Genomic DNA, 14,366 nt, shown 5'->3' with positions numbered 1-14,366 from the left:
CGCCTGTCCCTCGAGCGCGCGCCCGCGCTCGATCGCGGCGCGCAGGCCGGCGGTGCGCCGCTCGACCTCGGGCAGCATGGTGTCGAGCATCGCCCGCAGGTAGACCGCATCGCGCACGGAACCGGGCCGCAGCAGCGCCAGCAGCGGCGGGCGGCGCGAGAGGCGCTGGAGCGAGCCGGTGAGCCGCGCGAGCGGTCCCTGCCGCTCGGCGAGCTGCGCGCGCAGCCCGGCGCGCTGCGAGGCGATCAGCCGCATTTCCGCGCGCTGCGCCGCGATGGCGGCCTCGGTTTCCTGGATGCGGGCGGCGACGGCGGCGGCCTCGCGCGCGGTGCTGTCGGCCTGCCGGGTGACCGCCTGCGCCTGCCGTTCGAGCGTCTCGGCCCGCCTGCGCGCCGCCGCGCCTTCGACCCGCGCCGCGCGCATGTCCGCCTGCGCCCGCCGCGCATCGAGCGCCGGGTCGAGCACCGCCAAGGCGCCGCCTTGCGTCATCGCCTGCGTGGCAAGCACACCTCCGCCAAGTGCGGCAAGAACCAGCAGGGAGCGGGAGATAGGCTTCACGCGGGACTGACTAGGCGAGGCAGGTCCGGGCGGGAAGAGGGAAGTGCCACCGGCGCCGGCCGGGGACTAATCGCTGGCGGGACCGGCCAGGTATTCCGCGTCGGTGACATGTTCCAGCCATGTCACGGGCGAGCCATCGAGCGATTCCTGGACTGCGATGTGCGTCATCGCGGTGGTCGGCGTGGCGCCGTGCCAGTGCTTGCGGTCCGCCGGGCACCATAGCTGGTCGCCGGCATGAAATTCATGGATCGCGCCGCCTTCGACCTGCGTCCAGCCGATGCCCTCGGTGACGATCAGGGTCTGCCCCAGCGGGTGCTTGTGCCAGGAGGTTCGTGCGCCGGGCTCGAAATGGACGATCGCCCCGCCGAGCCGCGAGGGTTCGTCGCGCTGGAAGCGTCCCGTGACGGTCACCTTGCCGGTGAAGTTTTCGGCCGGTCCCTCGATGGTCTCCATGTCGGCCTGGCGGGTGATGATCATGTGTGTGGCTCCTTGCTGCGGCGGCGCGGCGGGGGCCGGCCGCGCCTGGGGATGGTCGGGCGCCGCGGCGGCGAGGATCAGCGCCGCGAAGGGCGCCAGGATGAGCTTCATCGCGGTCTCCGTTGCTGGATCGGCACGACGCCGTGCGCGGCAGATGTGGAGAGCCGGCCGGCGATCCGATACCCGCCGCATCCTGCATGCAGCAGTGAGCGGCAGTCATCCTGGCGGAACGAACGACACCCGCGCGGCCTTCGCGATCGTGGCGAGCAACGACCTCGCCGCCGCCATCCCGTTCTGGGAGCGTCTCGGCTTCGCGCGGGTGGGCGGGGATGCGGGCTACGTCATCATGACGGGCTGGGACTGCGAGGTTCATCTCACCCAGGCCGGAGGCGGCGTCTGGCGGGTGCCGGAAGAGGCCAATCCGTTCGGCGTATTCATCCGTACGCCCCACGTCGATGCCATCGCGGCGAGGGTGGACGACCTCGTCATTCGCCCCGGCGGGGTGCTGCGCCACCGCGAATGGGGGCTCTACGAGGTCGGCATCGCCGGGCCGGACGGGTTGCTCGTCCGCATCGGCTGGCCCTCGGCGCTGGTCGGGCCGTAACCCCTCACCCCGAGCGGTGGTAGGGGTGCCCGGCGAGGATCGCGGTCGCGCGCCACAGCTGTTCGGCGAGCATCGCCCGGGCCATCAGGTGCGGCCAGGTCATGCGGCCGAAGCAGAGCAGATGGTCGGCGCGGCTACGCGCCTCGTCGCCGTGGCCGTCGGCGGCGCCGATGAGGAAACGGCATTCGCGCACCCCCTCGTCGCGCCAGCGCCCGAGCAGCGCAGCGAATTCCTCGGAACTCATGGTCTTGCCTCGCTCGTCGAGGAGGACGTCGCGGCTGGGAGTCTGGCTGGAAGGCGGGACCTTGCCGCCCACGTCGGGCAGCTCGCTGTGCCGGAACGGCCAGGCGATGCGCTTCGCATAGCGGTCGAGCAGGTCGGCCTCGGGCGAGCGGGCGATCTTGCCGCGGGCGATGATGTGAAGCAGCATGATCGGGAGCGCTCGGGACGCGGGGTCCCGGCGCGAAATCCTTTCGCAAGGGGCCCGGTCAGGTCACGCGACCGGGGCTCATCCTCTCGCCGGGGCGGCGACCGTCAGGCCGCGCCGGACGGTCCGTCGAAGCCCCACATCCTTTCCAGGTTGTAGAAGCTGCGCACTTCCGGGCGGAACAGGTGGATCACCACGCTGCCCGCGTCGACCAGAACCCAGTCGGCGGCCGGAAGACCCTCGATGCGCGGGCTGCCGTGACCGGACTGCTTGAGGCGTTCGCCCAGCTTCTGCGCCATCGCGGCGACCTGGCGGGTGGAACGGCCCGACCCGATCACCATGAAGTCGGCGATGCTGGATTTGCCTTCGAGATCGATGGTGACGAGATCCTGCACCTGGTCGTCGTCCAGCGAAGCGAGGACGAGGGCCAGCAGCGGATCGTCGCTCTGGATCGTGGTAGGCGGGGGGGTGGCGCCGGTGGAAGCCGGCTGTATCTGTGCCTGTGGCATTTTAGTTGGTGTCTGCTCCTTTCAGGGATCGACCGGACCCGGCGGAAACCGCCGTGCCACGATCGATCGTTTTCTTTGGTTGCCGGTAGTGCAGGAGAAGGGGCACGAAGCCACTCACTCTGCCATGCCCGGAATGGTGCGGTGCGTGACTGCATCCCGCGAAAGTCCGGTTCCAGACCTTCGTGCCCAGTCCGGATCGGCCTGGCGTATCGCCGTGGCCGACCGCGTATCGGGGTCGAATCGCAATGTCACTAGCGCGGGTGCGCTCCACCTTTCCGGGTCGCGAAGGCTGGTCATGGGCTTCCGGTAGCGCCCTAGCCAGGCCATCGCGGGGCTCGCGAGGGCAGCGCCATCATACCCCGGACGGGCGATTACCGCAATCGGCATGAGTCGGGCGATGGTCCGCCAGTCTTTCCAGCGGTGCAACTGGGCGAGATTGTCCGCTCCCATGAGCCAGACGAAGCGCCGTTTCGGGTAGCGCCGCAGCAGCGCCTTCAGGGTGTCGACGGTGTAGCGGGTGCCCAAGGTCCGCTCGATCGCGGTGGGCCGGATTCGCGAGCGGCGCGCCTGGCGGCGGGCCGATTCGAGCCTGGCGGCGAGCGGCGCCATGCCCTTCGCGGGCTTGAGCGGATTGCCCGGCGAGACCAGCCACCACGCTTCGTCCAGCCCCAGCGCCGCGATCGCGAACAGGGTGATGCGCCGGTGCCCGCCGTGCGCCGGATTGAAGCTGCCGCCGAGCAGGCCGGTGACCGGGCCGGGGCGGGCCTTGTGAACGGTGCGAATCGGGGCGCGACTCAGGGGCGCGCCTGCCCCGTGCCGCGCACCTGCCACTTGTAGGTGGTGAGCCCCTCGAGCGCGACCGGGCCGCGGGCATGGAGGCGGCCGGTGGCGATGCCGATCTCGGCGCCGAGGCCGAACTCGCCGCCGTCGGCGAACTGGCTCGAGGCGTTGACCATGACGATGGCGCTGTCGACCTCGTCGAGGAAGCGCTCGGCCGCCTCGGCGTCCTCGGTGACGATGGCGTCGGTGTGGTGCGAGGAGTGCGCGGCGATGTGGGCGATCGCGGGCTCCAGCCCATCGACCACCGCGACCGCAAGCACCGCGTCGAGGTACTCGGTGTCCCAGTCCTCGTCGCTCGCGGCGAGGATGCGCGGGTCGAGCGCCTGGGCGCGGGCATCGCCGCGCAGTTCGCAGCCGGCGTCAAGGAGCGCGGCGACGACCGCCTCGCTCTCGGGGAACAGCGCGTCGAGCAGCAGCGTCTCCATCGCCCCGCAGATGCCGGTGCGGCGCATCTTGGCGTTGAGGGCGAGGCTGCGCGCCATCTCCGGGTCGGCGGCGGCGTGGATGTAGGTGTGGCAGATGCCGTCGAGGTGCGCGAGCACCGGAACGCGTGCATCGGCCTGGACCCGCGCGACGAGGCTCTTGCCCCCGCGCGGCACGATCATGTCGATCAGCCCGGCGGCGGTCAGCATCGCGCCGACGACGGCGCGGTCCTGCGTCGGCACCAGCTGGATCGCGGCGGCGAGGATGCCGACGCTCTCGAGCCCGGCGGCGAGCGCGGCGCGGATCGCGCGGTTGGAATGGAGCGCCTCGGTGCCCCCGCGCAGCAGCACGGCGTTGCCCGAGCGCAGGCACAGCGCGGCGGCGTCGGCGGTGACGTTGGGGCGGCTTTCGTAGATGATCCCGATCAGGCCGATCGGCACCCGGACGCGCGACAGCCTGAGGCCATTGGGCCGCTCGCTGGCGGAGATCACCTCGCCCACCGGATCGGGCAGCGCGGCGACCTGGTCGAGGGCGTCGGCGATGCCGGCGAGGCGCCCCGCGTCGAGGCGCAACCGATCGAGCAGCGCCGCCGTCAGGCCCTTCGCCTCGCCGGCCGCGATGTCGAGCGCGTTGGCGGCGAGGATGTCCGGCCCGGCGGCGCGAAGCGCGGCGGCGGCGGCGCGCAGGGCCTCGGCCTTCTGCGCGTCGCTCAGCCGGGCGAGCACGCGCTGGGCGGCGCGGCCGTCTTGCGCGAGCTGCGCGACCAGCGCCTCGGGCGACAGCGTGGCAGGGTCGGCGGCGAGAGGGGTCTGCAGGTTCATGGCCTCGGGCTAGCACCGCCCCGCCCGGTTGTCACCGATCGAGAGGCGGCGGCGGCGTTCACGATGTCGCCGCGCACGGTTACGCCGCGCAGGTCCTGTCCCGGGTCGTCATTGCGGCCGCCTTTGGGCGTGAAGAACGCCTCCCAGCGCCCGTCTTTCATCAACTGGAAGCGCGCGATTTTCCGGCAGAAAATGACAATCCGCGATGTATCCCTCGGTTCATCGCACGAATCTTCCGACTCGGCTCGATTCGACAATGCTTCGAGGTGAGTCGATTCGCCATGCCAACCACCCCCTGCTAGTTCGCCGCTCCGGGACTGAGACATAGAATTTCCAGCGGGGTCGTTTTGTTATCCACATCTGCCGGGGCGCTTTTCCAGCGCCTCAGGACTGCATTCCCCGATCGCGAGTTCATCATGCGATCGCAGGGACAGGTCCGTTTCATCCGCGTTTCTTCGCGCCGCCAGAAGATCGCCGCCGGAGTCGCGGTCGGCGTGCTCGGCGCGTGGTGCGCCTCGGTCGGCGCCCTGGCGCTGTCGCAGGCCTCCACGCAGACCGCGCAGGCCGATCTCGTCCAGCGTGAGGCGAGCGTCGCCAGGGCCGAGGGACGCGTCCAGCATTACCGGCAGAACGTCGACGCGCTCGCATCCGATCTCGCCCGCCGCCAGAAGTTCATCGAACAGGTGGTCGACGCCCACATCGGCGACCTTCCCGAAGCCGGCGCCGCCGAAGGCTCCGGCGACGAAGTGCCCGCCGCCAACAAGATCAGCGCCGCCAGCCCCGGCGCCGGCCCGCTCGCCCGCATCGAAGCCGGCCAGGTCGCGCTGGTCGAGCGCCTGACCCGCTACGCCGACCAGCGGTCGAGCGCCGCCAGCGAGGCGATCCGCCACCTCGGACTCAATCCCGCCGCCATGGCCGCCTCGCGCGCCGCGGAGGGTGGTCCGCTCATCAAGCTCGTGACCGCGAGCGACGGCAGCGTCGATCCCCGCTTCCGCCGCATGGGCCAGAGCCTGGCGCGGATGGATGCGCTGGAAAGCGGCCTCGCCTCGATCCCGCAGGTCAGCCCGGCGCACGTCGCCTATGTCTCGTCGAGCTACGGCTACCGCTCGGACCCCTTCACCGGCGGCGCCGCGTTCCACGCCGGGCTCGATTTCCCCGGCCCGATGGGCTCGCCGATCTACGCCGCCGCCAAGGGCCGCGTCACGTTCGTCGGCCAGAAGTCCGGCTACGGCAACTGCGTCGAAGTGACGCACGGCAACGGTCTCATGACGCGCTACGGCCACCTTTCGGGCTTCCGCGCCCATGTCGGCCAGGAGGTCGAGGCCGGCGCGCTGATCGCCGCGATGGGCAGCACCGGCCGCTCGACCGGCCCGCACCTGCACTTCGAGGTCCGCGTCAACGACCGCCCGGTCAACCCGCGGCCCTTCCTCGAAGCCGCCCGCAACGGCCAGACCGGCCAGTAAAGCCCAACCAAGGAGAGAGACGGACATGGCAAAGGCCTTCATCAGCTCCCGCGCCGTCAACGGCGCCGGCAGCTTCTCGATGCTCGGCGCCGATACCGCCATCACCGGCAACATCCAGGCCAGCGCCGACCTCCACGTCGACGGCAGCGTCGACGGCGACATTGCCTGCAACGCGCTGGTGCAGGGCGAAGGCAGCGAGATCACCGGCGCGGTGCGCGCCGAATCGGTGCGGATCGCCGGCCTCGTACGCGGCTCGGTCGCCGCGCGCGAAGTGGTGATCCTCAAGACCGCGCGGATCGAGGGCGACGTCGCCTACGACGCGCTGACCATCGAGCAGGGTGCCCGCCTCGAGGGCCGCCTCAGCCCCAACGGCGGCCAGATGCCCCCCGCCATCGCCCGCCTGCCGCACGCCGAGGCGGAACTGATCCTCCCCGCCGCGGCGGAGTGACCGCCTAGCCGGCCTGCGCTTCGCGGCGCAGGGCCTTGCGGTCGAGCTTGCCGGCGGCGGTGACCGGCAGCGCCGCGCGCAGCTCTACCCGGTCCACCCGCTCGTGCCTGCCGATGCGCGCGTTGAGCCACCCGGCGATATCCTGCGCGGTCGCGGCCTGATCCGCGCCAGCGACGACGAAGGCGCACGGCCGCTCGCCCATCCCTTCGTCCGGCACCCCGACCACGGCGGCTTCGCGGACGGCGGGATGTTCGAGCAGCACGGCCTCGACCCGGCTCGGGAAGACCTTGAGGCCGTCCACCGCGATCATGTCCGTCAGGCGATCGGCGAGAAGGACGTAGCCATCCTCGTCGATCGTGGCGACGTCGCCGGTGCGCAGCCAGCGGCGGCCGTCGCGCTCGACGAAAACGCCGGGCTCCGCGCGGTTCCAGTAGCCGAGCATGACCTGCGGCCCCGCGATCGCCAGTTCCCCCGGCTCGCCTTCGGCAGCATCGCGCGAGGGATCGTCGGTGTCGAGCAGGCGCAGGTCGGTGCCCGGAAGCGGCTGCCCGATCGACCCCGGCACCTCGCGCCCGTCGAACGGGTTCGAGGCGGCGACGCCGGCGGTTTCGGCCAGGCCGTAGCCTTCGACGAGCTTGGCGCCGCTGGCCTTCTCGAACCGCGTCTTCAGCGCCCCCGGCAGCGGTACGCCGCCCGAAATGCAGGTGAACAGGCTGGACAGGTCGCAGCGCTCCAGCGCCGGATCGTCGAGCATCGCCTCGAACATCGTCGGCACGCCAGGGATCGCCGTCACCCGGTTGCGCTCGACGACGGCGAGCGCCCGGCCCGTCTGGAACCGCGGCAGCATGGCGATCATGCCGCCGTCGTAGACGGTGCGGTTGAGCACGCAGGCATTGGCGAAGACGTGGAACAGCGGCAAGGCGCCCAGGATCACGTCGCGCTGGTGGGCATGGGGGTCGATTGCCTCGATCTGCCGGGCATTGGCGGTGAGGTTCTGGTGACTGAGCGCCACCCCCTTGGGCGCGCCGGTGGTTCCGCCGGTGTACTGCAGCAGCGCGACGTCGGCGAGCGGGTCGATTGGGGCCGGATCGCGTTCGCGCCCGAGCAGCATTTCGTCCCATTCGAAGACGTTTGCCGCCTCGGGGATCGCCGCGATCCGGTCGCGCCGGAACAGGCGCAGGCCCAGGCTCCGCCAGAACGGCAGCTGCGTGGACAGCCGCACGACGCAAAGCCATTCGAGGCCGGTACCGTGCAGCAGGTGCTCGGCGACGGGCAGGAGTTTCGGCACGTCGAGCGTGACCAGCAGCCGCGCGCCCGAATCGGCCACCTGCGCCTCGAGCTCGGCGCGGGACTGGAGCGGGGAGAAGTTGACCACGGTCATGCCGGCGATCAGCGCGCCGAAATAGGCCGACAGATAGGCCGGGACATTGGCCATGAAGAGCCCGACCCGGTCGCCCTTGCCCAGCCCCAGCGACTGCAGTCCACCCGCGAAGCTGTGCGCTTCGGCGGCGATGTCGTCATAGGAGAAGCGGCGTCCGAGAAAGTCGATCAGCACGCGGCTGCCATGCGCGGCGACGCTTGCCGCGAACATGTCGGTCATCGCCATCGGGGCGAACACCTGCTCCCACTCGCAGGGATGCGCGTAGCCGTCCCGCCAGGCCTTCGGGCCTATCCTCTCTTCCATTCCGCAGCTTTGCGCCGGGAAAAGAGGGCGAACAAGCGGATTGTGTGCGGTTGTAAACAGTGCCGACAGGCGGGGCGCTGAAAATCGCCGGCGCCTGTCGGGACGGTGTGTTTACTGGCCGCGTTCCTCGGCTTCGGCCGCGCGCTTGGCTTCGAGCCAGGCGGCGACTTCGGCTTCCTGGGCGGCTTCGCTGGCGGCCTGGACCTGAGCCTGGCGCTCGGCACGCAGTTCCTCGATCAGCGCGGTGCGATCGTCGGACAGGCGCTCGTTGGTGAGGTTCTCGTCCTCCTCGATGCCGGCCTTCTTCGCGGCCTTGGCGACGATGGCGTCGAGTTCGCGCTGCGAGCACAGGCCCAGCGTGACCGGGTCCTTCGGGGTGATGTTGGCGATGTTCCAGTGCGAACGGTCGCGAATCGCCGCGATCGTGTTGCGCGTGGTGCCGATCAGCTTGCCGACCTGCGCGTCCGAGACCTCGGGGTGGTTGCGCAGGATCCAGGCGATGCCGTCCGGCTTGTCCTGGCGCTTGGACACCGGGGTGTAGCGCGGGCCCTTGGTGCGGCTCACGTTGACCGGCGCCTTGTGCATGCGCAGCTTGTATTCGGGGTTGGCCTGCCCCTTCTCGATCTCTTCCATGGTCAGCTCGCCCGAACGCACGGGGTCGCGACCGGTATACTTGCTGGACGCCAGGTCATCGGCCATCGCCTGGACTTCGAGCATGTGAAGGCCGCAGAATTCTGCGATCTGCTCGAACGTCAGCGAGGTGATGTCGACCAGCCAGGAGGCGGTCGCGTGCGGCATCAGCGGAGTGGGCTGGCTCATGTCTCTATCTCCGGCGAAAACAATAAGGGCCGCCCCTTGGGGAGCGGCCGTACCGGGTCGATCTAGGCGAAGTCTGTGGATTCGGCAAGCAAAAGGCTCGCTGTCCGGACGAGTCATTTGGGCGGGCATCGGCGCGCTCGTCTGCGACGTTTCACGTGGAACGCGCCGCGGTGCTTCAGATCTCCAGCACGATCTTGCCGACATGGTCGCCCGCTTCCATGCGGACATGGGCGGCAGCGGCCTCGGCCAGCGGATAGCGCGTGTCCATGACCGGGCGCAGAGTGGCGTCCGCCACCAGCGGCCAGGCACATTCGAGGATTTCCTGCGCGAGCAGCGCCTTGAACTCGTCGGAACGCGGCCTCAGCGTCGAGCCGGTGAGGGTGTAGCGCCGCGTCATGACGACGGCCATGTTGATCTCCGCCTTCACGCCGCCCTGCACCGCGATGGTGACGTGCCGCCCCTCGGGCGCAAGGCACTTGAGGTTGCGCGCCACGTAGCTGCCCGCGACCATGTCGAGCACGAGGTCGACGCCCCTGCCCCCGGTGATGCGCGACACTTCCTCGACGAAATCGGCCGCCTTGTAGTCGATCGCATGGTGCGCGCCGATCTTGAGCGCCGCCTCGCACTTTTCGGGCGAGCCGCAGGTGACGATGACGGTCAGCCCGAAATGGCGCCCCAGCATCGTCGCCATGGTGCCGATCCCGCTGGTGCCGCCGTGGACCAGGATCGTCTCGCCCTGCCGCGCGTAGCCGCGCTCGAACACGTTGTGCCAGACGGTGAACAGCGTCTCGGGCAGCGCCGCCGCCTCGTCCATGGCGAGACCATCGGGCACCGGCAGGCAGTGCGCCGCCCGGGCGATGCAGTATTCGGCATAGCCCCCGCCCGAGACGAGCGCGCAGACCTGCTCGCCGATGACGAGCGCATCGACGCCCTGCCCCAGCGCGGCGATCGTGCCCGAAATCTCGAGGCCGGGAATCGGCGAGGCTCCCGGCGGCGGCGGATAGTTGCCCTGCCGCTGGACGACATCGGGCCGGTTGACCCCGGCGAACGCCACCTTGACCAGCACCTCTCCCGGTCCGGGCGCCGGCACGGCAACGACCTCGGCCCTGAGCACCTCGGGACCACCGGGCGATTCGTAGCCGACGGCGGTCATGGTGGCGGGCGGCTTCAGGTCCGGAGCGTCAGCTAACATGGGGCGATGGTGCCACAGCACCGGGCTGCGGGGAACACCTTTCGGGCCATTGACAGGCAGGAAATACAGTCCGATGCTGCACCGCAATGGACGATGATGATCGACCGCGGCTGCGGTCGCCCGAGGGCAACTTCGGCGCCGCCAGCCTCCTCGCCAGCGAAAGCCTGGAGCGCTATTCGCTGGACGAACTCGGCGCACGCATCGCCCTCCTGGAGGCGGAGATCGCAAGGGTCCGCGCCCACCGGGATGCATCTTCCGCGCACCGGCTCGCCGCCGATGCGCTGTTCAGGCCGCGATCATCGTGAGCCTCGCAGCTTCGCCTCTTGCCCCCGATACGGGTGCAACTGGGGGCAACCTCGCAACGGTCCTGATCGTTCCTATATCGATGCTGAAACCTCTTGCCGCCAAGCTCCCCCGCAAGGAGAGTCGTCCCTCCCAATGAAGGTCGCCTAAATGCCAAGTTTCGCGCAAAGCCTTGAAAAGACCCTGCACTCGGCTCTGTCTCACGCGTCTGAGCGCAGCCACGAGTACGCGACGCTCGAGCACCTGCTGCTCGCGCTGATCGACGACACCGACGCCGCCCAGGTCATGCAGGCTTGCGGCGTGGACCTCGGCGATCTGGGCGACGTGGTGCGCCAGTACCTCGACCAGGAATACCAGTCGCTCAAGACCGAGGAAAAGGGCGATCCCGCCCCCACCGCCGGCTTCCAGCGCGTGATCCAGCGCGCCATCCTCCACGTCCAGTCCTCGGGCAAGGACACCGTGACCGGCGCCAACGTGCTGGTCGCCCTGTTCTCCGAGCGCGACAGCTACGCCGTCTATTTCCTGCAGCAGCAGGACATGAGCCGCCTCGACGCGGTCAGCTACATCAGCCACGGCATCGGCAAGGGCGGCAAGCGCGTCGAGGAACGCAGCCCCAAGGGCTCGTCGGACGAGAACACGCCCACGCCCGAGGACAAGAACGAGACCAAGGCCGCCACCGGCAACAAGAAGGACTCGGCGCTCGACCAGTTCACCGTCAATCTCAACGAGAAGGCGCTGAACGGCAAGGTCGATCCCCTCATCGGGCGCGGCCCCGAAGTCGACCGCACGATCCAGATCCTGTGCCGCCGCTCCAAGAACAACCCGCTCTACGTGGGCGATCCCGGCGTTGGCAAGACCGCCATCGCCGAGGGCCTGGCGCGCAAGATCGTCGAGGGCGAAGTGCCCGAGGTTCTGGCCGAAGCAGTGATCTACTCGCTCGACATGGGCTCGCTGCTGGCGGGTACGCGCTATCGCGGCGACTTCGAGGAGCGCCTCAAGCAGGTCGTCTCCGAACTGGAGAAGATGCCGCACGCGGTGCTGTTCATCGACGAGATCCACACCGTGATCGGCGCGGGCGCCACCAGCGGCGGTGCGATGGACGCCTCGAACCTGCTCAAGCCGGCGCTGTCGGGCGGCACCATCCGCTGCATCGGCTCGACCACCTACAAGGAGTTCCGCAATCACTTCGAGAAGGACCGCGCCCTGCTGCGCCGGTTCCAGAAGATCGACGTGAACGAGCCGACGATCGAGGACACGATCAAGATCCTGCGGGGCCTGCGCACCGCCTTCGAGGAACACCACAAGGTCAAGTACACGCCTGACGCGATCAAGACCGCGGTCGAGCTTTCGGCCCGCTACATCAACGACCGCAAGCTACCCGACAAGGCGATCGACGTGATCGACGAAGTCGGCGCGATGCAGATGCTGGTGCCCCCCAGCCGCCGCAAGAAGACGATCACCGCCAAGGAGATCGAGCAGGTCATCGCGACCATGGCGCGCATCCCGCCCAAGTCGGTCAGCTCCGACGACAAGAAGGCGCTCGGCAACCTCGAGCGTGATCTGAAGCGCGTCGTGTTCGGCCAGGACAAGGCGATCGACCTGCTGTCAACCGCGATGAAGCTCAGCCGCGCAGGCCTGCGCGATCCGGACAAGCCGATCGGCTCGTTCCTGTTCTCGGGCCCGACCGGCGTCGGCAAGACCGAAGTCGCCAAGCAGCTCGCCACCATCATGGGCATCGAGCTGAAGCGCTTCGACATGTCCGAATACATGGAGCGCCACTCGATCAGCCGCCTGATCGGCGCGCCTCCGGGCTATGTCGGCTTCGACCAGGGCGGCCTGCTGACCGACGCGATCGACCAGAACCCGCACTGCGTCCTCCTGCTCGACGAGATCGAGAAGGCCCACCCCGACCTGTTCAACATCCTGCTGCAGGTGATGGACAACGGCCGCCTCACCGATCACCACGGCAAGACCGTCGATTTCCGCAACGTGGTCCTCATCATGACCACCAACGCGGGCGCCTCGGACATGGCCAAGCAGGGCATCGGCTTCGGCGACACCTCGAAGGAGGATGCCGGCGAGGAAGCGGTGAAGCAGATGTTCACGCCGGAATTCCGCAACCGCCTCGATGCGATCGTGCCCTTCGCCTATCTCGCCAAGGACACCATCAGCCGGGTCGTGGACAAGTTCATCCTCCAGCTCGAACTACAGCTGGCGGACCAGAACGTCCACATTCAGTTCGACTCGGATGCGCGGACCTGGCTCGGCGATCGCGGCTACGACAAGCTCTACGGCGCGCGCCCCATGGGCCGCGTGATCCAGGAGAAGGTCAAGCAGCCGCTCGCCGAGGAACTGCTGTTCGGCAAGCTCGCGCACGGCGGCGAGGTCCACGTCTCGGTCAAGGAAGACGCGCTCAACTTCGAGCTGACGCCTTCCCCGCCCAAGGTCGCCAAGGCCAAGAAAAAGGCCCCGGCCAAGCGGGCGAAGAACCCCGGCACCCAGCCGGAAACCAGCTCGGACGACTGAACCGAATAATCAGGTCAACGAGATGGGGCGGGAACCGCAAGGTTTCCGCCCCATTCTCTTTGGATGGCCCGCGATTTCTCCTGGATCAGACCCGAACCCTGGGGAATCCACGTCGTCCCTGCCGACTGCTGGATCGACCCGGCCCGGCCGGTCGACCGCGCGCTGGTGACCCATGGCCACGCCGACCACGCGCGCGGTGGCCACGGACGGACCTTCGCGACCCCCGCCACCCTCGCGATCATGAAGCTGCGCTACGCCACCGAGGACGGCGCGGTGCAGGTCCCCTACGGCGAGCGCATCGCCTTGCCGGGGGATGTCCACGCCACCTGGATTCCCGCCGGCCACGTCCTCGGTTCGGCGCAAATCCTGCTGGAGCACGCGGGCGAGCGCATCGTCGTCACCGGCGACTTCAAGCGCCGCGCCGACCCCACCTGCCCGCCCTTCGAGGTCACCCCCTGCGATGTGCTGGTCACGGAAGCCACCTTCGGCCTCCCGGTATTCCGCCACCCGCCGGTCGAGCAGGAGATCGCCAAGCTTCTTGCCGCCTTGGCCGCCAATCCGGAGCGCTGCGTCCTCGTCGGCGCCTACGCGCTCGGCAAGGCGCAGCGCCTGATCGCCGAACTGCGCCGCGCCGGTCACTCGGACACCATCTGGCTCCACGGCGCCATGGAGCGCATGTGCCGCCTCTACGAGGAATGGGGCGTCGATCTCGGCGACCTTCGCCTGATGTCCGACGCAACCAAGGACGAGCTGGCCGGAAGCATCGTCGTTGCCCCGCCCTCCGCGCTCAACGACCGCTGGAGCCGCCGCCTGCCCGAGCCGATCACCGCCATGGCCTCGGGCTGGATGCGCGTGCGCCAGCGCGCCCGGCAGCGGATGGTCGAACTGCCGCTCATCATCTCCGACCACGCCGACTGGGACGAACTGACGCAGACGGTGGTGGACGTGAACCCCGCCGAGACCTGGATCACCCACGGCCGCGAGGAAGCGATGCTGCGGTGGTGCGAATTGAACCAGCGCAAGGCGCGGGCGCTCGCTCTGGTGGGGTACGAGGACGAGGATGACTGAGGTTGGAAGGATAGACGCAGGGGAGCATGGCCCGGGGCGCACGCAGCAGCGTGGCGCCGTATGCGCTAGCGCCTCTCGCCTGAAGCCTTCACCCCAAACCTCGTCCTTCTCGCGAAGGCGGGAACCTATCTCCTGCGATTTCCGGGGGGTGCGGCATCAGATGGGTCCCCGCCTACGCGGGGATGACGGAAAGGGAGGAGGGCA

14 protein-coding genes and 1 pseudogene are annotated in these 14,366 nt (G+C 69.3%); 6 read left to right on the top strand and 9 right to left on the bottom strand.

Features of this window, described 5'->3' with window-relative positions; genetic code table 11:
* Positions 1–558: pseudogene (locus AC07M9_RS19170) on the bottom strand (metalloendopeptidase); the annotation flags it as partial.
* Positions 559–624: 66 nt separating this feature from the next.
* Positions 625–1,146, bottom strand: a complete 522-nt coding sequence (locus tag AC07M9_RS19165; RefSeq protein ID WP_494885982.1) for a (R)-mandelonitrile lyase — start codon at positions 1,144–1,146, stop codon at positions 625–627.
* Positions 1,147–1,240: 94 nt separating this feature from the next.
* On the opposite strand from AC07M9_RS19165, the gene AC07M9_RS19160 reads away from it, so the two are divergent.
* Positions 1,241–1,639 carry a VOC family protein gene (locus AC07M9_RS19160; protein WP_494885980.1) on the top strand — a complete coding sequence of 133 codons (399 nt, stop codon included), beginning with the start codon at positions 1,241–1,243 and terminating at the stop codon, positions 1,637–1,639.
* Between the two features lie 4 nt (positions 1,640–1,643).
* Here the strand turns inward: AC07M9_RS19160 and AC07M9_RS19155 are convergent, their stop codons facing one another.
* The 4 genes from AC07M9_RS19155 to AC07M9_RS19140 form a co-directional block, all read right to left on the bottom strand.
* The gene (locus AC07M9_RS19155) at positions 1,644–2,069 is read right to left on the bottom strand and encodes a 23S rRNA (pseudouridine(1915)-N(3))-methyltransferase RlmH (protein ID WP_494885978.1); all 426 of its coding nucleotides are present in this window, start codon (positions 2,067–2,069) and stop codon (positions 1,644–1,646) included.
* Positions 2,070–2,173: 104 nt separating this feature from the next.
* Complete coding sequence (gene rsfS / locus AC07M9_RS19150; RefSeq protein ID WP_494885976.1) at positions 2,174–2,575, bottom strand: ribosome silencing factor; 402 nt, start codon at positions 2,573–2,575, stop codon at positions 2,174–2,176.
* Positions 2,576–2,689: 114 nt separating this feature from the next.
* Positions 2,690–3,406 carry a nicotinate-nucleotide adenylyltransferase gene (locus tag AC07M9_RS19145; protein WP_494885974.1) on the bottom strand — a complete coding sequence of 239 codons (717 nt, stop codon included), beginning with the start codon at positions 3,404–3,406 and terminating at the stop codon, positions 2,690–2,692.
* On the bottom strand, positions 3,370–4,659 hold the full coding sequence (locus AC07M9_RS19140; protein WP_494885972.1) for a glutamate-5-semialdehyde dehydrogenase: 1,290 nt from the start codon (positions 4,657–4,659) through the stop codon (positions 3,370–3,372). Before AC07M9_RS19140 ends, AC07M9_RS19145 begins: the two co-directional genes overlap by 37 nt.
* Before the next feature lie 416 nt (positions 4,660–5,075).
* Between AC07M9_RS19140 and AC07M9_RS19135 the strand changes: the two genes are divergently transcribed.
* Both AC07M9_RS19135 and AC07M9_RS19130 read left to right on the top strand, forming a co-directional pair.
* Positions 5,076–6,122 carry a M23 family metallopeptidase gene (locus tag AC07M9_RS19135; protein ID WP_494885970.1) on the top strand — a complete coding sequence of 349 codons (1,047 nt, stop codon included), beginning with the start codon at positions 5,076–5,078 and terminating at the stop codon, positions 6,120–6,122.
* Between the two features lie 25 nt (positions 6,123–6,147).
* Positions 6,148–6,570 carry a bactofilin family protein gene (locus AC07M9_RS19130; protein WP_494885968.1) on the top strand — a complete coding sequence of 141 codons (423 nt, stop codon included), beginning with the start codon at positions 6,148–6,150 and terminating at the stop codon, positions 6,568–6,570.
* A 4-nt stretch (positions 6,571–6,574) separates the two neighbouring features.
* Here AC07M9_RS19130 and AC07M9_RS19125 read toward each other — a convergent pair whose 3' ends face one another.
* The 3 genes from AC07M9_RS19125 to AC07M9_RS19115 all read right to left on the bottom strand — a co-directional run bounded on the left by AC07M9_RS19125 (position 6,575) and on the right by AC07M9_RS19115 (position 10,265).
* A complete protein-coding gene (locus AC07M9_RS19125; RefSeq protein WP_494885966.1) occupies positions 6,575–8,254 on the bottom strand; it encodes an AMP-binding protein in 1,680 nt (559 codons plus the stop codon).
* Positions 8,255–8,365: 111 nt separating this feature from the next.
* On the bottom strand, positions 8,366–9,073 hold the full coding sequence (locus AC07M9_RS19120; RefSeq protein WP_494885964.1) for a DUF1013 domain-containing protein: 708 nt from the start codon (positions 9,071–9,073) through the stop codon (positions 8,366–8,368).
* 175 nt (positions 9,074–9,248) lie between these two features.
* Entirely contained in the window at positions 9,249–10,265 is a 1,017-nt protein-coding gene (locus AC07M9_RS19115; RefSeq protein ID WP_494885963.1) for an NAD(P)H-quinone oxidoreductase, read from the bottom strand.
* 86 nt (positions 10,266–10,351) lie between these two features.
* Between AC07M9_RS19115 and AC07M9_RS19110 the strand changes: the two genes are divergently transcribed.
* From AC07M9_RS19110 to AC07M9_RS19100, 3 genes are all read left to right on the top strand, one after another.
* Complete coding sequence (locus AC07M9_RS19110) at positions 10,352–10,570, top strand: DUF1192 domain-containing protein (RefSeq protein WP_494885962.1); 219 nt, start codon at positions 10,352–10,354, stop codon at positions 10,568–10,570.
* A gap of 148 nt (positions 10,571–10,718) precedes the next feature.
* Positions 10,719–13,094, top strand: coding sequence for an ATP-dependent Clp protease ATP-binding subunit ClpA (gene clpA, locus AC07M9_RS19105; RefSeq protein ID WP_494885960.1), 2,376 nt, complete (start codon positions 10,719–10,721; stop codon positions 13,092–13,094).
* 63 nt (positions 13,095–13,157) lie between these two features.
* Positions 13,158–14,162, top strand: a complete 1,005-nt coding sequence (locus AC07M9_RS19100; protein ID WP_494885959.1) for a ligase-associated DNA damage response exonuclease — start codon at positions 13,158–13,160, stop codon at positions 14,160–14,162.
* Positions 14,163–14,366 lie beyond the last annotated feature (204 nt).

The organism is Novosphingobium sp. GW821-FHT09E05 (assembly GCF_059416165.1).
This window is presented reverse-complemented; position numbering and strand designations above follow the sequence as displayed.